Origin of the sequence: Corynebacterium sp. LaCa117 (assembly GCF_046717765.1) — a bacterium.
Classification (GTDB): domain Bacteria; phylum Actinomycetota; class Actinomycetes; order Mycobacteriales; family Mycobacteriaceae; genus Corynebacterium; species Corynebacterium kefirresidentii.
This window is the reverse complement of record NZ_CP177102.1, coordinates 2383101-2398992: the sequence shown is the minus strand read 5'-3', so window position 1 is coordinate 2398992 and position 15892 is coordinate 2383101. Positions and strand designations below refer to the sequence as shown.

Sequence of the window (15892 nt, the reverse complement as noted above, 5' to 3'; positions counted from 1 at the left end):
AGATGAAAAGTCAAAGGGGTGCACGCTGCGTTGTAGCGGGTGTAGGGAGACAACGCAGCAGAAGGGGAGTGACAGGGAATCGAACGCGGAATCGGGTTAGCAGGGGTCAGAGAAATCTGCGTCATTATTGAGGGAACGGGCATTACCGCCATACTTGGCCTTGAGCTCGCAAACCTTTTCCACGCTGTGGCCGGCTTCGTAGATGATGGCATAGACAGAGCCGCTCTCAGTACGGCTGCGCAGGGAACTACATGCGCCGCCCCGGATTATCTTGGAACCTGGGTACTTTTTGTGCACTCGGTAGGGCTCGGAAATCGGATCAGTTGCCGGCGGGATGATGACCGATTCTGCGATGAGTACGTAGCTGCCATCGCATTCGCCGTACCAATAATCTTCGGGCGGAAACTCCTCCTCGGCGGTAATGGGCCTGTCGCGAACCTTCGGAGTTTGCGTTTGCTGTGCATCGCAGAGTTGGAGCTGGTTGGTCAGCTCCTTCGGGGCGCCAGCCGTGTCCAACTTGCCCTTGTCGTAGCACTGATTGACGGAGTCTCCAGTCGTATTGTCAGACCGGTACAACTTCCACTCATTATCGGTCCAGTAGAACAGTCCATAATTTGAGGATTGCTTTTGGGCCATGTAAAGCCAGGTGCCATCGCAAAACAGCTGAAGCGTGCCAATTGGAACGTCCATTAGGTCATCGGCTAGCGTTCCACACTTCTCCTCTGTGGAAGGTCCAGTGCTAGCGCTCTTAGCTTGTGTAGACGCAGCTTTCTTTTCAGGAGTGGATTCTTCTTCAGAAGCCGCTCCTTCGGTAGTTTCCTCGCTGCTGTTTTCTTGAGAATGAAAATTCGGTTCAGCGCTGCTCGAACCATCAGAATCCTTGTTTCCCGTTAGCGCCCAGGCGCCACCGCCAATAAGCGCAATGATGGCGAGAGCGGCAACGACAATAATGGCGGTGCGCGTGCCTTTGCCTGAAGATTCAGTGCTTGTTCCTGTGCCGGGGTCCTGCATAGGGGAGGCAGGCCCGTTCGAATCTGAAAGTGGGGTTGAGTCTGGTGGACCTCAAGAATTCTTGTCGTTCAAAGGTAATGCTCCTTTGTGCGCTGTCCAGAGAGAGAAATGCGAAAGAAAGGGAATGACTAAGAATCATTCCGTGTCATACTATAGCCATACGGGTTGCAAGAATTCTCTCGAATTAGACTACGAAAGGGGTATTTGCACCGTAATGCATCTTCCATGATGTAACCCCTAAGGATTAGGATTGGCAACTGTTGGACGGCCAAGAATCAACGGTGGCGAAGCGGAGGAGCCCCAAAATCGCCTAGGAAGGCCTCTAAACAATGCTCTTGCTCCGCGAGAGGAGCGCGATGAAAGGCTTCCATAAAGACCAATGTCCGGCTTAATCCCAAGCATGACCACAAATTATTTCCCCGATGCGGGGGAGAAAGGAGCCCTCGTGGGGCTGGACCGCAATCTCAACGCCGCGGAATTACATGCAACTCGCAACCGGGTGAGCGTGTCCCCGGATCTCATCCGCCGCTTGGGTGGGGCCCTAGGCTATGACGCGATCGAGGCCTTTGGCTCCGAAGCACCGACGGAATTGAATAAGGTCTTTGATTTGGGGGACATCATCGATCTGATGCTGCTTAGTCAACTGCCTGATATGGAGGTCGCGCCGGGAGTGGAGCAGAAGGTGGAGGGGGACGTCGCCAAGCAGCTGCTGCGGCGCATCAGTGCAGGTGATTACATGACGCGCCAACAGGTGCATGACCGCCTGCCGCGGGCGACGGTGATGCTCTACCGCATGGGGCATCCGCGGCTGTGGGCTTTTGCTGCGCGCCAGCGCCTGCCCCAGGACGCGCACAAGGCAATTCCGGGGTCCTTTCACCGCGATATCACCGGGCCGTATACGACGCCGGAGGAGGCATGGCTGGGCATGTACGTGGCAGATGCTACGCGCCTGGGTGAGCTAAATACGCAGGTAGAAGATGCGGGGCTAGACGAGGACCGGCAACAGCGCCTGCGGCTGGGTATGAGCCTGGCTGATACCTACCGCCAAGTCTGGAGCTCCGCGCGCGGCCATTGGCGCGTTAGCCCGCAGACGCGCTATATCGTGCCCTCGCGCTTTGGCTATTGCCCGTATGTCTTTCGGGTGGCCGAGGGCGGGTGGCGCCGCGATTCCTTCGATGGGAGCCACGATCGCTTTATGGCCACTGAAGGCTATTGGATTGACGTGGAGCGCGAGCGGCTCATTCACCTTGGCGCACCTGATCCACACGATGCCTGGCTACCCACGGCACAGGTGGCGACCGAAGCCCCCACGGAGGTCGACCTCGCGGTCGCGCGCGTGCTCAGCGGGAAAATCATTGCCCTTGGCGCTGGCCAGAAGAACATTACGATTCGCCTGCGCCAGAAGAACCGCACGTTGAACTTCGACTAGGACGGGCAGGTATTCTCACAGGCATGGAGAATCTCAACGGACGTACCCTTTTTGTCGCCGCTGTCGATGCGGAGGCCGCGCACATTCCGGAGGGCGAGCCCTTGCTCATTACTGGAATCGGCACGGTTCCAGCGGCCATTGCCTTAACGGAGGCTCTTGCCGACGCCCGCGCTAACGGCGCCCTTCCCGAGCGCGTGGTCAATATCGGCACGGCCGGCGCGCTTGTCGACGGCATGGCTGGCGTCTTTGAAGTAGATAAGGTCACCAAACACGACTTTAAGCTCGAAGTGCTTACCGATATCAACCGCTACTTGCTGCCAGAGGTCATCGAGCTGGAAACCTCCGGCCGCTTGCCGGTACGCGGTTTGGCCACGGGCGATATGTTTGTTTCCGATACCGCCCTGCGCACTGAGCTGGCCAAAAAATCCCAGCTCTGCGACATGGAAGGCTATTCCATTGCCGCAGTATGCCAGCGCTTCGACGTGCCCTGCACCCTGCTCAAGCAGGTTTCCGATTCCGCGAATGAGGAGTCCAAGGGCACGTGGGCCAACGTCCTCGACCGAGGCGCACGCCAGCTCGCCTCGGCCGCTACGGATCTAGGCTTTCTGCGCTAAATACTAAAGCGCGCCGGCGGAGGGCCGGCGCGCTGCTTGTGGTCGCTGAGTCTTAGCTCAGCGGGCTCATGGACTGGTAGAGCTGCTCTACCTTATCGCGTGGAGTCTCGTCATGCTCGTAGGTGACGTCGCTGAAGTCTTCAGGATCATCCTTGGAGCCGGTGATGATGTCTATATCTGAAGGCTCGACTTCCCCGGAGCGCAGTGCAGCCATTTCGGCGTGGTAGCGCACGACAACGGCGATGGTTGCGGCCACGGGGACGGCGAGAAAGGCGCCGACGATGCCGGCCAGGGTGGAGCCAACGGTCACGGAAAGCAGGACGACGGCGGCGTGCAGGCCCATGGCCTTGGACTGCAGCATGGGCTGGAGGACGTTGCCCTCTACCTGCTGGACGATGATGATAAGCGCCAAAGCAAGAAGTGCGTTGGTAAGGCCGTTGGACACCAGCGCAATGATGATGGCGAGGGCACCAGCGGTTACGGCACCGATGATGGGGATGAAGCTAGCGAAGAACGTCACTACGGCGATGACGAGCGCAAGCGGAACTTGCAGGGCCCATAGGCCAAGGCCGATGAGGATAGCGTCCACCATGGCTACGGCGGCCTGCGCTTGAATGAAGCCGGACAAGGTCTTCCAGATGCGCGCGCCCAGCTCAGTAACGTGCCAGCCGGTGGAGTTGCCGGTGTACTTGCGCAGCCAAGGCAGGAATTTGTCACCGTCTTTGATAATGAAGAAGGTGACAAAGAGCATAATCAGTGCGGCTACGACGATGGAGCTGGCCATGGAAAAGCCGGAGATAACGCCGGTGGCGATGGTGGATGCTTGGCCCGTGGCAAACTTGACCACGTCTTGGAGCACGGATTGCAGCTGGTCACTTTGGATATCGATGGGGGATTTTTCCACCATCTCCGTCAGCTGGTTAATGCCATCCTCGGCTTGGTCAATGAGCGTTTGGCTCTGGCTGGTGACTACTGGGGCCATGGCGGCAAAGACGCCGCAGAAGATGATGATGAGGCCGAGCAAAGTGCTCACCGCCGCGAGCGAGCGCGGGAATCCTTTGTTACGCAGCCAGGCGCTGACTGGATAAAGCACCGTGGAGACGAGGATGGCGAGCAGGACAGGGAGCAGGCCTACCCAAATAAACTTGAGCAAATAGCCCGCCAGGGCCAGGCCGGCGACGATGAGGATAAAGATTACCGAGACCTTGGCCATGGTGCGGAAGTCCTTGGCCAGGATGGCAGACTTATCATCGCGCTCGGCGGGGTGCTCGCTGGCGGCTTCTGCACCGAGGTGCGCATCATCATAAGCGACGAGGGTATGCGAATCTTCCTCGCCTGGCTTCTGGATCTGCGTTGCGGTGCCTTGTTCCTGTGCAGACGGGCGCTGGGCCTCGTCGCGGGAAGATGAATTATGTGACGTAGACATTGCTTACTACTATGCCACACAAAATCCGCAGCGCATATATGAAAAAGGAGGTAGCAGCCCACGGGTGGGACGCTACCTCCAGGGAGTGCCTTTAATGCGGCGGGAGATTACTCCTCGCGCAGGTTGCCTACGTTGCGGATGATGCCGAAGCGGTGCATGGTTACCGAGACTGCCTGCTCAAGGAGGTAAGGAATGAGCTCACGGCGGCCGTCGGCAAGCACGGGCTGGTCCAGCACCACGGAGTTGGAGCGCACTGCGGCCTCGTAGATGGAATCCGGCACGGTGCCCAAGGCGCGCACGCGGGAAGAGGAGTCATTGGCCACGTCGGTGGCAAAAGCCTCGTCGGTAATGGCCTTAACATCGAAACCGAGGTCCTGCATCTGGGTGGCAACCTCCGGGGTGGCGGAGATTTCCGTTGCGGTACCGGTGATGGCGGCGGCCAGCACCTGGCGAGCAACCTCGCGCAGCGCATAGCCCTCGCCCACACGCACGCGCAGTTTGGTCAGCAGCGGACGGTAGCGGAAGATATTGGCCTCAGAGACCAGGCCGGTGCGGTCGTGGTTGCGGCCGAACTCTTCCTGCCAAGCCAGCTGGTCCAGCTCCGCGGCGCGCCACAGCCAAGTGATGTCGTCTTCGGTGAGCTTGCCGGAGAGGTTATCGCGCAGGCGGTGAAGAACAGCAAGGCTGGCTGGGGCGATGTCCACGTTGCGTGGCTTGAGCTCGCCATCGGCCCACTCACCCATTTGCGCCACGTAGTTCGGGCCGCCGGCCTTAGCGCCTGGTCCCATGACGGACTTCTTCCAACCGCCGAAGGACTGGCGCTGCACAATCGCGCCGGTAATGCCGCGGTTGACGTAGGCGTTGCCCACCTCAACGTTGTCGATCCAGTACTCAATCTCGGCGTCGTCAAGCGAGTGGATGCCGCCGGTCAGGCCATAGCCGGTGTCGTTCTGCCAGGCAATGGCCTCTTCCAAGGTATCGGCGTACATGATGCCGAGGATGGGGCCGAAGCACTCGTTCTTGTGGTACCAGGAGCCCGGCTGCACATTATCGCGAATGCCCGGGGACCACAGGGTGCCTTCCTGGTTGAGCTTTTCCGGCTTGAGCAGCCACTTCTCACCCGGCTCGAGCTGGGTTAGGCCGCGCAGGAGCTTCTCGCTCGGCTCCTCGGCCAAGCCGTTCATGGTCGTGGTGATATCAAAGCCCGGGCCCGGCTTAAGGGTTTTGACGGCGTCCAAAAGCTGGGTGCGCAGACGCTCGGACTTGCCTGCCGCGCCGACGAAGATAACCAGGGAGGCCGCCGAGCATTTCTGGCCGGAGTGGCCGAAAGCGGAGTTATAGAGGTCATCGATGGCCAAGTCGGGGTCTGCCGCTGGGGTGATGATGAGCGCGTTCTTGCCGGAAGTCTCTGCCATGATGTTCATCTTGGGCTTCCAGGAACGGAAGAGCGCACCGGTATCGGACGCACCGGTGAGGATGACATTGTCTACATCATCGTGGGAGAGCAGCGCCTTGCCGGCCTCGGCTTCATCAGTAAGCACCAGCTGTACCAGGTCCGGATCCAGGCCCTGCGCCTCGAGAGCGGTGCGGAAGGCTTCCACCACGAGCTTGCCACAGTGAACCACCTGCGGGGCTGGCTTGACGATGACCGCCGAGCCGGCCGCCAAGGATGCCGCAATGCCGCCGGTGGGAATGGCGATGGGGAAGTTCCATGGCGGGGTCACTACGGTGACGGTGTGCGGGGTGAACTGGGAGTAAGACTCCTCCAGCAGGCGCGCGGACTGGCCGTAGTAGGTGCAGAAATCAATCGCCTCAGAGACTTCAGGGTCGGTCTGAGTAACGGTCTTATTGGCCTCATATGCGGCTACGGAGATGAATTTTCCTCGCTGGGAAGCAATCTCGTCCGCGACTGCCTCGAGGGCCGCGGCGCGCTCGGCGGCAGGACGCTTACCCCACTCGGTGCCGAGCTCCTTGGCACGGGCGATGTGGCTTTCTACCGCGGCTGGGTCGGTGACCTCCGCGATGCCGTGCTCACCCGGGTTGCGCTTGAGCGCTTCCTGTGCCCACTGGCGGTTCGGGGCGAGAGCCGGGTCAGTATCAGCCTCGTTGGTAAAGCGGCCGGTGCGCGGTGCCTGGCGACCATCCTCCTCGAGGCGGTTCTGGGTGCGGCGGGCGCCAGCGAAGGTGTCCCAGCGCTTGGCGACGGCCCGACGGAACGTCTCTTCCTGATCCGCAAGCGGCTCCTCGCCTGGGGCGAAGAGAGCGTAGAGGAAGTTCTGCGGCGCGGAGTTCTCCTCTAGTCGGCGCACCAGGTAGGACACGGCGACGTCGAAGTCGTCTGCATGAACCACCGGGGTATAGAGGATCTGGCGGCCGTCAAAGACCTTGCGCACCGCTGCCTGCTGTGCTGGGGACATGCCCTGCAGCATCTCCGAATCCATCATGTGCAGCACGCCGCGCTTCTTGCCCAGCTCATAGGCCATAGCTGCGGTGTAGAGGTTGTGGGTTGCTACACCGATGCGGACGCTATCGGCGTACTCTTCGCGCAGGATGAAATCCAGTAGGCGGTAGTAGTTGGCGTCTACGTCGAGCTTGTTGGTGTAGGTAGCCAGCGGCCAATCGTGGACCTCGCCCTGCACGGTTTCCATGGATAGGTTCGCGCCCTTTACAATGCGCACCTTGACCTTGCCGCCGCCCTTGGCCACGCGCTCCTTGGCAAAGTCAGCGACATCCTTGAGCGCATCGAAGGTATCTGGCAGGTAAGCCTGCAGCACGATGCCGGCATCCAGGGTGAGGAACTCCGGCTCGCTGAGCAGCTCCTTGAACAGGCGGATGGTCAGGTGGAGATCGTGGTACTCCTCCATGTCCATGTTGATAAAGACCTTGTCGGTGCGGTCGGCCGCAGCCTGATACAGCGGGCGCAGGCGCTCCTTGAGGCGCTCTACCGAGCCATCAATATCCCAGTGATTGAGCTGGGCCACCATGGAGGAAGCTTTGACCGAAACGTAGGTCACGCGTGGGTTCTGGATGAGCTTGAGGGTGCGCTGCGCGCGGGACTTAGCCTCTTCCTCACCGAGCACGGCCTCACCCAGCAGGTTGAGGTTGAGCTGTTCGCCGGATTCGGCGGCCTTGTCCAGAATCTTGTTGAGTGCATCAGACTCGGCGTCCAGAACGAGGTGGCCAACCATCTTGCGCATGTACAGGCGGGCCACCGGCATGACCAGGTTGGGCAGGATTGGGCCGAAGAAGCCACCGGCACCAACGAGCGCACCATTGATGCTGCCCAGGAACGACGGGTCATAGTGGGAGGAAATATCCTTCAGCGCGTGTGCGGCAACCTTGTCATCTTCTGGGCGCATGACGCGGTCGACGAAGTCCATGGTGAACTTCACTCCGTCCTCATCGCGCAGTAGGTCCGCGAGCTGTTCGGTGGCCTTATCTTCTTCGTCCGCAGTGGACATCAACCAGTCGTGGGCGCGGCTAATCGCTGCGGGCAGGACTGCTTCCACATCATCAGAGATGGGCAAGCGGGTATTTGCAGGAGAAGTCATATGGGTTCTACCTCTATTTCAAACGGGTCACATCCTAGACACCACTTTTCACTCGGGAGTGAAGGTAGATGTATCTGCGCCGGTCTGGAATTGCTGGGCGATACGGCGTCTGGATGGTGAGCGGTGAGCTATGTGGTGCTGCAGGGTGCAGCTGGGTGAGGAGCGAACACGCGGGTGCGCGCGACGCAATGTGAGGGTCGCAGAGATTCGTGGTGAAATGCGATGTTCAGCGGGCCTTTATGCGGGCCGAATGCGGACGGGGGGCCTATCGCTGCTGCGACGAACGCGCGCCAGGTTGGTGTTCAACACTCACCTGCTTTCTATGACGTGACTATAGGGGCAGAGGAAGAAACGTGAGCGGTATAGCGCTCTGACGTGCGGCAACCCTGCAGGTTCAGGTTCCTATTGTTGCCTAGGAAATACTATGAAGTTTGTTGTTGCCGTAATTATAGGGAAGCGACAAACGTGATGCTAGTCTCCTTTGGGAAATGACGGACGGGGGTAGAAAAACAAAAAATAAACCCCAGCATGTGGGGTTTAGAGGGGGTATTGACACATCCGGGGGTATTCCACCCCCGGATTGTCCAACAATCGGGGTCTAAGAACCGTAGCCAGCCTTGAGCGCCTTCACCGCCAGTTCGAGGCGGGACTTGGCATGGAATTCACTGAGCAGGGTAGATACATATTTCTTCACCGTGCCCGGTGCGTAGTGTGTGCTCTTGGCAATTTCTTCATTGGACTTGCCTTGGCAGACCAGGTCCAGAACCTGCTCTAAAGCAGGCGAGATATGGTGGTTGTCCTTAATTCTTGCGGTTGCGGCGGCCACATCAGCATCGCTTCCCTCAGTGTTCCAATCGGGAAGTTGCTCAAATAAGCGGGTGAGGGATTGCGGGGTGACAACCGTGCCGCCGCGTACAGCCTCGCGTACGGTATCCAAGATGTAGACCGGCTTGGAGCTTTTCAAAATATAGGCTGCAGCCTTATTGGACATGACCTCTTTGAGGGTCTCATCATTGTCCATCGCGGTCATCGCAACAAAGACCGGCGGGTCTTCCATCTTGTTGACCTCGCGCAAGAGGGTAGTGCCATCCATCTCGGGCATATGGATGTCCGCGACAATGACGTCAAAGTCTTGCTCTTGCAATATATCGAGGGCGACCTTGCCATTTTCTGCGGTGGCGCGCACCTCCATGTCCTCGGCCGAGGCGAAGTAACGCCCCAAAGCTTCGAGGACAAGTGGGTCGTCATCGACGACCAAAAGGGAAGTCTTTACTTCCCGCACCATGGTGCCGGGCAGCCGAAAGCGATATCTACGGGAGATGCGTATTCCGTGATTTGTGGTAGCTCGCCAGGTGTGAGGTCAGCACCGAAGAAGGAAGAAGACAACATCAGTGGGGCGAGAAAGCTAGCGAGTGCGGCCTGCATGAGGGCGCTCCTTTTTAATGACTTGTATTTGGCAGAAACAAGCGTCAGCTTAGTGCAAGAATTAACCGCTTGCTATGCAACGTGTTGGAACTAACGCCGTTTATGGAGGCTGGGCGGCAGGGAGAGGGTCAATTCCCATCTTCCCGAATCCAAGTTTGTCTCTAAGTGTGAGTCGATCGTTGCAGCGATCCGAGTCATGGAGGACATTCCAATACCGGAGGACATAGCGGTGTTCTTGCTCGTGGGTTTTGCAATGGGATTTGTAATGGTTACGACAGTCCAGCCCAAGTGGGGGCGAACAGAAATTGTAATTTCTGCGCCCGGGGGTGAATACTTCACGGCGTTAAGGCATGCTTCCGTAGTGATAGCCGCGATGGGGTCGAGGATCTCCTGTGGGAATTCCGGTGCAAACTCCTCACCGCTTACTTCCACTATGGGCGAGCGGTTGAGACGCTGAAGGCGTTCTTCTTCCTCTGAAATGAGTTGAGCAAAACTCGTGGGCTTTGTTGTGGTGCCAAAACTCATGCCATCGTTTACCCCTTCAATGTTGGTGCGCAGGACCTTTGTTAGGGCGCGAACTTCGGACATTGATGAGCGCATGGAATCACTGAGTGCATCGAGCTTTTGGACTAGCTCTGGCTGCTTGGAGTATTCCAGGCTGAGAGCCTCTAACTGCATCGTATTTACAGTCAGGTTAGAAACAACCGAGTTGTGCAAGGTTTCAGCGAGATCGGATTGACGACGCTTCACGTCGTCGTTCCACTCCATCATGGCGGATCTGTAGCGGTCGGCTGAGTGCGCGAATATTGCTCCAATAATTCCGCCGACTCCAATAAGCATTCCCCACGTAAGGGCAGGTGCTAGATGCAGACTTAATGTGAGGGTTACAGGATCGATAAGCCCGCAAAGCCACAAGATCAGGCCCATTGTGATTGTGCGTCCATGTTTTCCGTGATACGCAGTGACCGCAAGAAAAACAGGAGCCAAAAATACTGAGCTAATCAGAGGGGTTCTGGTTAAAAATGCGGCGATTGCCCAGGTGATGATGAACATGGTGCTCATGCTCAGCGGCCAGCGGTACGCAGAAGTGGTAATGGCTGTGAGGATTAGCCCCAATACTGCGGCGGACAATTGATACTCCGTGGGAGTTAGGAATGCGCCGAGCAATGTCAGTGCCACGCAAATTACCGCAGTCAAAGCGGCCGTTCGTTGGAGGGTCATGGCCGCGCGGATGCGTTGGATGACGGGTGGCTGGGAAGGTTTTAACACTGTGAGGTACACGCTTCCTAGAGGCTAAGACTCAATGGCTATTACCTTCTCAGTGTAAATACCGCGAGCGTGAAACAGTGAACAAAAACAGCGAAACCCCCGCACCTTCGTGCGCGGTTCCTTGTGGTGGATTCCGTGCGGAGGTAGAAGGTGAGGGGGTTTAGCTGGTCTTCATGAAGGAGTGCAGAGTGCTAATTACTTAGCTTCTGCAGCAGCCTCTGCGTCATCCTTGGAGGACAGGCCCTCGAATACGGAGGACAGGCCCTCGGAGTCGGTGTTGGACTCGGAAGAGGTCTCGATGAGGCCCTTGATGCCCTTTACGAGTGCCTCGAAGTCGATGGCGGAGCTGAGGTCTGCGAGGGAATCGAACATATACATTCCTTTCGGATCGGCGGAGTAAAACTACAATCTCTCTCTGGGGTAGCAGCTCTTAACTGCTGTGATTCCTAGTATGCGGTAGTGGGGGCGCGTCGCCAATCCTCTTTTGGATCCTTTCTGAGGTAACTTTTGGATCCTCTTAGAGATATTTAAGGATCTCCGTTTGGGTATGGGGCTGTGTGGGGGAGGGGGTTGATGGGCAGGGGTGGGAAAGTGGGCGTCGGAAAGAGCGGCGGTGAGCTGGGAAAAGTGGGATATTTGAGAAAAAGTTGAGTCTTGGGGAATAACTTTTGTAGGCTGTCCGTTGTAGAGATTGAGTGACACAGGCTCAAGGTTGTGTGACTGGGTGTGGAAGTTCTGTTACAGTAGCGCTCGGACACAACGAGAAGTTGAGTCACCGACAATCAACTTTATTAATTACCCCAAGATAAAAGGAGAAGAAATCATGGGACGCGCAGTAGGTATTGACCTTGGTACGACGAACTCCGTCGTTTCCGTACTGGAAGGTGGCGAGTCCACCGTTATCGCTAACTCCGAGGGCTCTCGCACCACGCCTTCCGTCGTTGCCTTTGCAAAGAACGGCGAAATTCTGGTTGGCCAGTCCGCTAAGAACCAGGCGGTAACCAACGTTGACCGCACCATTCGCTCCGTCAAGCGCCACATCGGCACTGACTGGAAGATCAACATTGATGACAAGGACTACACCTCCCAGGAGATTTCTGCTCGCACGCTGATGAAGCTGAAGCGCGATGCAGAGGCTTACCTTGGCGAGGATGTTACTGACGCCGTTATTACCGTTCCTGCATACTTCGAGGACGCACAGCGCCAAGCCACTAAGGAAGCTGGCCAGATTGCAGGCCTGAACGTGCTCCGTATTGTCAACGAGCCAACCGCAGCCGCTTTGGCTTATGGCCTGGAAAAGGGCGAGCAGGAGCAGACCATCCTGGTATTTGACCTGGGTGGCGGCACCTTCGACGTCTCCTTGCTGGAAATCGGCGATGGCGTGGTTGAGGTTATGGCAACCGCCGGCGATAACGAGCTGGGCGGCGATGACTGGGATCAGCGCATCGTTGACTGGCTGGTAGACCGCTTCAAGACCTCCCAGGGCGTTGACCTGACCAAGGATAAGCGCGCCGTGCAGCGTCTGCGCGAGGCTGCAGAGAAGGCAAAGATTGAGCTGTCCTCCTCCCAGCAGGCCAATATCAATCTGCCGTACATCACGGTTGACTCCGATAAGAACCCACTGTTCTTGGACGAGACCCTGACCCGCACCGAGTTCCAGAAGATTACCCAGGATCTGCTGGATCGCACCAAGGCTCCGTTCAACCAGGTCATCAAGGATGCCGACCTCTCCGTCGGCGATATTGACCACGTTGTTCTCGTTGGTGGCTCCACCCGTATGCCGGCCGTATCTGACCTGGTTAAGGAACTCACCGGCAAGGATGCCAACAAGGGCGTTAACCCGGACGAGGTTGTTGCCGTAGGCGCTGCCCTGCAGGCAGGCGTTCTGCGCGGCGAGGTCAAGGACGTGCTGCTTCTTGACGTCACCCCGTTGTCCCTCGGCATTGAGACCAAGGGCGGCGTGATGACCAAGCTCATCGAGCGCAACACCACCATTCCGACCAAGAAGTCCGAGACCTTTACCACCGCAGAAGACAACCAGCCTTCCGTACAGATTCAGGTCTTCCAGGGTGAGCGCGAGATGGCTACTGCCAATAAGCTCCTCGGCTCCTTCGAGCTCGGCGGCATTGCTCCGGCACCGCGCGGTGTTCCACAGATTGAGGTCACCTTCGATATCGATGCCAACGGCATCGTCCACGTAACCGCAAAGGACAAGGGCACCGGCAAGGAAAACACCATCAAGATTCAGGATGGTTCCGGCCTGTCCCAGGAAGAAATTGATCGCATGGTCAAGGACGCCGAGCAGCACGCCGAAGAGGACAAGAAGCGCCGCGAGGAGCAGGAGCTGCGTAATAACGCAGAGTCCACCTCCTACCAGACCCGCAAGTTCTTGGACGACAACGCTGACAAGGTATCCGAGGACGTTAAGACCAAGGTCACCGAGGCTGCTGACGCCGTCGATGAGGCGCTGAAGGGCGATGACCTCGAGGCCATCAAGTCCGCAGTGGAGAAGCTGTCCACCGAATCCCAGGAGATGGGCAAGCAGATCTACGAAGCACAGGCTGCTGAGGCTGGTGCTGAGGGCGCGGCTGATGCTGGCGCTGCGCAGGGTGACCCGAACGTCGTCGACGCTGAGGTAGTTGACGAGGATGAGAACAAGGATGGCAATAAGTAATGACTCAGGACAGCGGAATGCCGCACAACCCAGGCGACCCGGAAAACACGGATCCGGAGGCTACCTCGGCTGACCGCGCTGAGGCTGCTGCCGAGCAGGCTGAGGAGGCGCAGGCCGCGCAGGAAGCGCAGGCTGATGCCACCGAAGAAGCCGAGCTGGATCCCACTCTCGATGCTGACCTTGAAGAAGCGCTGGCAGACGTCAACGCCGATGAGGTAGAGGCCGAGGCCGCGAGTGAAGAGCCCGCTGGCACCGGCGTCAGCGATGTGGAAGCACAGTTGGCAGAACGCACGGAAGACCTGCAGCGTCTGAATGCGGAATACACCAACTACCGCCGCCGCACCGAGCGTGACCGCCAAGCCGTAATCGAGACCGCCAAGGCCAAGGTCATCGCAGATTTCCTGCCTGTCCTTGACGACCTGGAACTGGCCGATGAACACGGTGACTTGGAAGGCCCGCTCAAGGCTTTTGCGGATAAGCTCCACAGCACGCTGGAAAAGCACGAGCTTGCCGCCTTTGGCGAAGAAGGCGACGCCTTCGACCCGGAGGTTCACGAGGCCGTGCAGGACTTGTCTTCAGGCGATGAGCAGGTGCTGGGCACCGTGCTGCGCAAGGGCTACCGTGTGGGCGACAGGCTCGTGCGCAATGCCCTGGTCATCATCGCGGACCCCAGCGATGAGACCGGCAGCTCGGAAGATTCCGAGTAAATAACGAAAAGGGCGCCCTGGGAATTGACTAGTGACCTTCCCGCGGCGCCCTTTTACTTAACTTAATCGATTCTCTTTGAAAGGAGGAGATGCCCAGTGAGCGCTAAACCCGAATGGGCAGACAAAGATTATTATGCGGATCTGGGGGTCTCCTCGTCCGCAGAACAGAATGAAATTAAGCGTGCCTACCGCAAGCTAGCACGCGAAAACCACCCCGATACCCACCCCGACGACCCCGCAGCAGCGGAAAGGTTCAAAAAGGTGGCGGAAGCCTACGACGTGCTTTCCGACGCCTCTGAGCGCAAGGAATACGACCAGTTCAAGGCCATGCTCCGTAACGGTGGGGGCTTTGGACGGATGGGAGGCGCCGGATTTCCCGGCGGGTTTCGATCCACGCACATGGGTGGACAAGGTGCGCAAGAATTCGACCTCTCGGACCTCTTCGGAGGATCCGCTGGAGGAGCGGCTCAAAGCGGCGGTGTTGGGGATATCTTCGGTAGCGTTTTCAACCGCGGCGGTAGTGCTGGCCACTCAGCTAAACCGTCGCGGGGGGCCGACGTCGAAACGGAAATAACCCTCGACTTCCGCGAGGCCGCCAAGGGAACCACCATCCCTCTGGCATTGAGCGGCAATGCGCCGTGTACCACGTGCCATGGCTCTGGTTCCGCCTCTGGCAAGACCTCTACCTGTGGCACCTGCAGCGGCACCGGTTTTACCTCTGAAAACCGCGGCGCCTTCGGCTTTTCCGCCCCCTGCAAGGATTGCGATGGCACCGGCCGCCGCATCACGGACCCCTGCAAGGACTGCCACGGTACCGGCACAGTTCATCGGACCCGCAATATCACCGTGCGTATCCCCGCCGGCGTCATTGACGGCCAAAAGGTTCGCCTTGCTGGTCAGGGCGAAGCCGGCCCGAACGGCACTCCAGCCGGTGATCTCTTCGTGGCGGTAACCGTCAAACCGGACAAGGTCTTCACTCGAGAAGGCGATGACCTGCACGTTACCGTTCCGGTCTCCTTCACGGAGCTGGCCTTGGGCGATACCATCGCGGTTCCCACCTTGGATAATCCGGTGCGCGTGAAGATCCCCGCTGGTACGCCGGATGGACGCACGCTGCGGGTGCGCGGAAGGGGCATCGCCAAGCGCGGTGGCAACTCCGGTGATCTGCTGGTTACCGTGCAGGTTACCGTGCCCACCAAGCTCGATGCCGCCGCCTCCAGCGCCCTGCGCACCTATGCTCAAGCGGAAAAGGACTTCGGTTTCAACCCGCGTGCGGGTTGGGCCGGCGCCGAGAAGGCTTAGGGTAGGAGGTGTGTTAAGGAATGAGCACTGGAAAGGCAGAAGATTCCGGCACCGCGGTATATGTGATTTCCGTGGCCGCGGAACTATCCGGAATGCACGCCCAGACCCTGCGAACCTATGACCGCATGGGCTTGGTTTCCCCGGCTCGCACCCGTGGCGGTGGCCGCCGCTACTCCGACCTCGATATCGAGCTGCTGCGCAAGATTCAAGCGCTATCCCAAGACGATGGCGTCAATCTTGCCGGAATCAAGTCCATCATCGAGTTGACCGAGGAACGCGATCGCCTTGAAGCCGAGCGCGACGCCCTAGCTGAAGAGGTTCGGACCCTGCGCGAACAGGCCGCCGGGCGCCGCCCGCAGCGCAGCGGTGAGCTTGTCCATGTCCCTCGGTCTACCTCCGTGGTGATGTGGAGTCCGCGTACCGCGCGCGAGCGTAAACGCGCCCGCGGCCGTGGTAACGGTCAGGACTAATTCTTACTCTGCAG

General features: G+C 58.6%; 13 protein-coding genes. 6 read left to right on the top strand and 7 right to left on the bottom strand.

Annotation, left to right across the window (positions count from 1 at the left end):
• Nucleotides 1-96: 96 nt before the first annotated feature.
• Nucleotides 97-1011, bottom strand: a complete 915-nt coding sequence (locus ACLI1L_RS11565; RefSeq protein ID WP_411707621.1) for a hypothetical protein — start codon at nt 1009-1011, stop codon at nt 97-99.
• A gap of 400 nt (nt 1012-1411) precedes the next feature.
• On the opposite strand from ACLI1L_RS11565, the gene ACLI1L_RS11560 reads away from it, so the two are divergent.
• Nucleotides 1412-2440, top strand: coding sequence for a hypothetical protein (locus ACLI1L_RS11560; RefSeq protein WP_411707620.1), 1029 nt, complete (start codon nt 1412-1414; stop codon nt 2438-2440).
• A gap of 23 nt (nt 2441-2463) precedes the next feature.
• Nucleotides 2464-3054 carry a nucleosidase gene (locus tag ACLI1L_RS11555; RefSeq protein WP_086588803.1) on the top strand — a complete coding sequence of 197 codons (591 nt, stop codon included), beginning with the start codon at nt 2464-2466 and terminating at the stop codon, nt 3052-3054.
• A gap of 52 nt (nt 3055-3106) precedes the next feature.
• On the opposite strand, the gene ACLI1L_RS11550 is transcribed toward ACLI1L_RS11555, so the two are convergent.
• The 6 genes from ACLI1L_RS11550 to ACLI1L_RS11525 form a co-directional block, all read right to left on the bottom strand.
• Nucleotides 3107-4480: an AI-2E family transporter gene (locus ACLI1L_RS11550; RefSeq protein WP_411707619.1), complete on the bottom strand. Its 1374-nt coding sequence runs from the start codon at nt 4478-4480 to the stop codon at nt 3107-3109.
• Between the two features lie 107 nt (nt 4481-4587).
• Nucleotides 4588-8031 carry a bifunctional proline dehydrogenase/L-glutamate gamma-semialdehyde dehydrogenase gene (locus ACLI1L_RS11545; protein ID WP_411707618.1) on the bottom strand — a complete coding sequence of 1148 codons (3444 nt, stop codon included), beginning with the start codon at nt 8029-8031 and terminating at the stop codon, nt 4588-4590.
• 598 nt (nt 8032-8629) lie between these two features.
• The gene (locus tag ACLI1L_RS11540; RefSeq protein ID WP_411707617.1) at nt 8630-9316 is read right to left on the bottom strand and encodes a response regulator; all 687 of its coding nucleotides are present in this window, start codon (nt 9314-9316) and stop codon (nt 8630-8632) included.
• Nucleotides 9301-9456, bottom strand: a complete 156-nt coding sequence (locus ACLI1L_RS11535; protein WP_239283168.1) for a hypothetical protein — start codon at nt 9454-9456, stop codon at nt 9301-9303. Before ACLI1L_RS11535 ends, ACLI1L_RS11540 begins: the two co-directional genes overlap by 16 nt.
• A 90-nt stretch (nt 9457-9546) precedes the next feature.
• Nucleotides 9547-10509, bottom strand: a complete 963-nt coding sequence (locus tag ACLI1L_RS11530) for a sensor histidine kinase (protein ID WP_411707616.1) — start codon at nt 10507-10509, stop codon at nt 9547-9549.
• Nucleotides 10510-10920: 411 nt separating this feature from the next.
• Nucleotides 10921-11097, bottom strand: a complete 177-nt coding sequence (locus tag ACLI1L_RS11525) for a hypothetical protein (RefSeq protein ID WP_162837062.1) — start codon at nt 11095-11097, stop codon at nt 10921-10923.
• Nucleotides 11098-11548: 451 nt separating this feature from the next.
• Here ACLI1L_RS11525 and dnaK point away from each other — a divergent pair, with 451 nt between their 5' ends.
• From dnaK to ACLI1L_RS11505, 4 genes are all read left to right on the top strand, one after another.
• A complete protein-coding gene (gene dnaK / locus ACLI1L_RS11520; RefSeq protein ID WP_005325523.1) occupies nt 11549-13399 on the top strand; it encodes a molecular chaperone DnaK in 1851 nt (616 codons plus the stop codon).
• Entirely contained in the window at nt 13399-14106 is a 708-nt protein-coding gene (gene grpE, locus ACLI1L_RS11515) for a nucleotide exchange factor GrpE (protein ID WP_411707615.1), read from the top strand. The genes dnaK and grpE overlap by 1 nt, the downstream gene beginning before the upstream one ends.
• A gap of 96 nt (nt 14107-14202) precedes the next feature.
• On the top strand, nt 14203-15408 hold the full coding sequence (gene dnaJ / locus ACLI1L_RS11510) for a molecular chaperone DnaJ (RefSeq protein WP_411707614.1): 1206 nt from the start codon (nt 14203-14205) through the stop codon (nt 15406-15408).
• A 20-nt stretch (nt 15409-15428) separates the two neighbouring features.
• Nucleotides 15429-15878: a heat shock protein transcriptional repressor HspR gene (locus ACLI1L_RS11505; RefSeq protein ID WP_411707613.1), complete on the top strand. Its 450-nt coding sequence runs from the start codon at nt 15429-15431 to the stop codon at nt 15876-15878.
• Nucleotides 15879-15892: the final 14 nt, after the last annotated feature.

Excerpts from the sequence above, each read along its gene's own strand:
- ACLI1L_RS11565 (WP_411707621.1), bottom strand. The coding sequence starts at position 1,011 with ATGCAGGACCCCGGCACAGGAACAAGCACTGAATCTTCAGGCAAAGGC.
- ACLI1L_RS11560 (WP_411707620.1), top strand. The coding sequence starts at position 1,412 with ATGACCACAAATTATTTCCCCGATGCGGGGGAGAAAGGAGCCCTCGTG.
- ACLI1L_RS11555 (WP_086588803.1), top strand. The coding sequence starts at position 2,464 with ATGGAGAATCTCAACGGACGTACCCTTTTTGTCGCCGCTGTCGATGCG.
- ACLI1L_RS11550 (WP_411707619.1), bottom strand. The coding sequence starts at position 4,480 with ATGTCTACGTCACATAATTCATCTTCCCGCGACGAGGCCCAGCGCCCG.
- ACLI1L_RS11545 (WP_411707618.1), bottom strand. The coding sequence starts at position 8,031 with ATGACTTCTCCTGCAAATACCCGCTTGCCCATCTCTGATGATGTGGAA.
- ACLI1L_RS11540 (WP_411707617.1), bottom strand. The coding sequence starts at position 9,316 with ATGGTGCGGGAAGTAAAGACTTCCCTTTTGGTCGTCGATGACGACCCA.
- ACLI1L_RS11535 (WP_239283168.1), bottom strand. The coding sequence starts at position 9,456 with ATGCAGGCCGCACTCGCTAGCTTTCTCGCCCCACTGATGTTGTCTTCT.
- ACLI1L_RS11530 (WP_411707616.1), bottom strand. The coding sequence starts at position 10,509 with ATGTTCATCATCACCTGGGCAATCGCCGCATTTTTAACCAGAACCCCT.
- ACLI1L_RS11525 (WP_162837062.1), bottom strand. The coding sequence starts at position 11,097 with ATGTTCGATTCCCTCGCAGACCTCAGCTCCGCCATCGACTTCGAGGCA.
- dnaK (WP_005325523.1), top strand. The coding sequence starts at position 11,549 with ATGGGACGCGCAGTAGGTATTGACCTTGGTACGACGAACTCCGTCGTT.
- grpE (WP_411707615.1), top strand. The coding sequence starts at position 13,399 with ATGACTCAGGACAGCGGAATGCCGCACAACCCAGGCGACCCGGAAAAC.
- ACLI1L_RS11505 (WP_411707613.1), top strand. The coding sequence starts at position 15,429 with ATGAGCACTGGAAAGGCAGAAGATTCCGGCACCGCGGTATATGTGATT.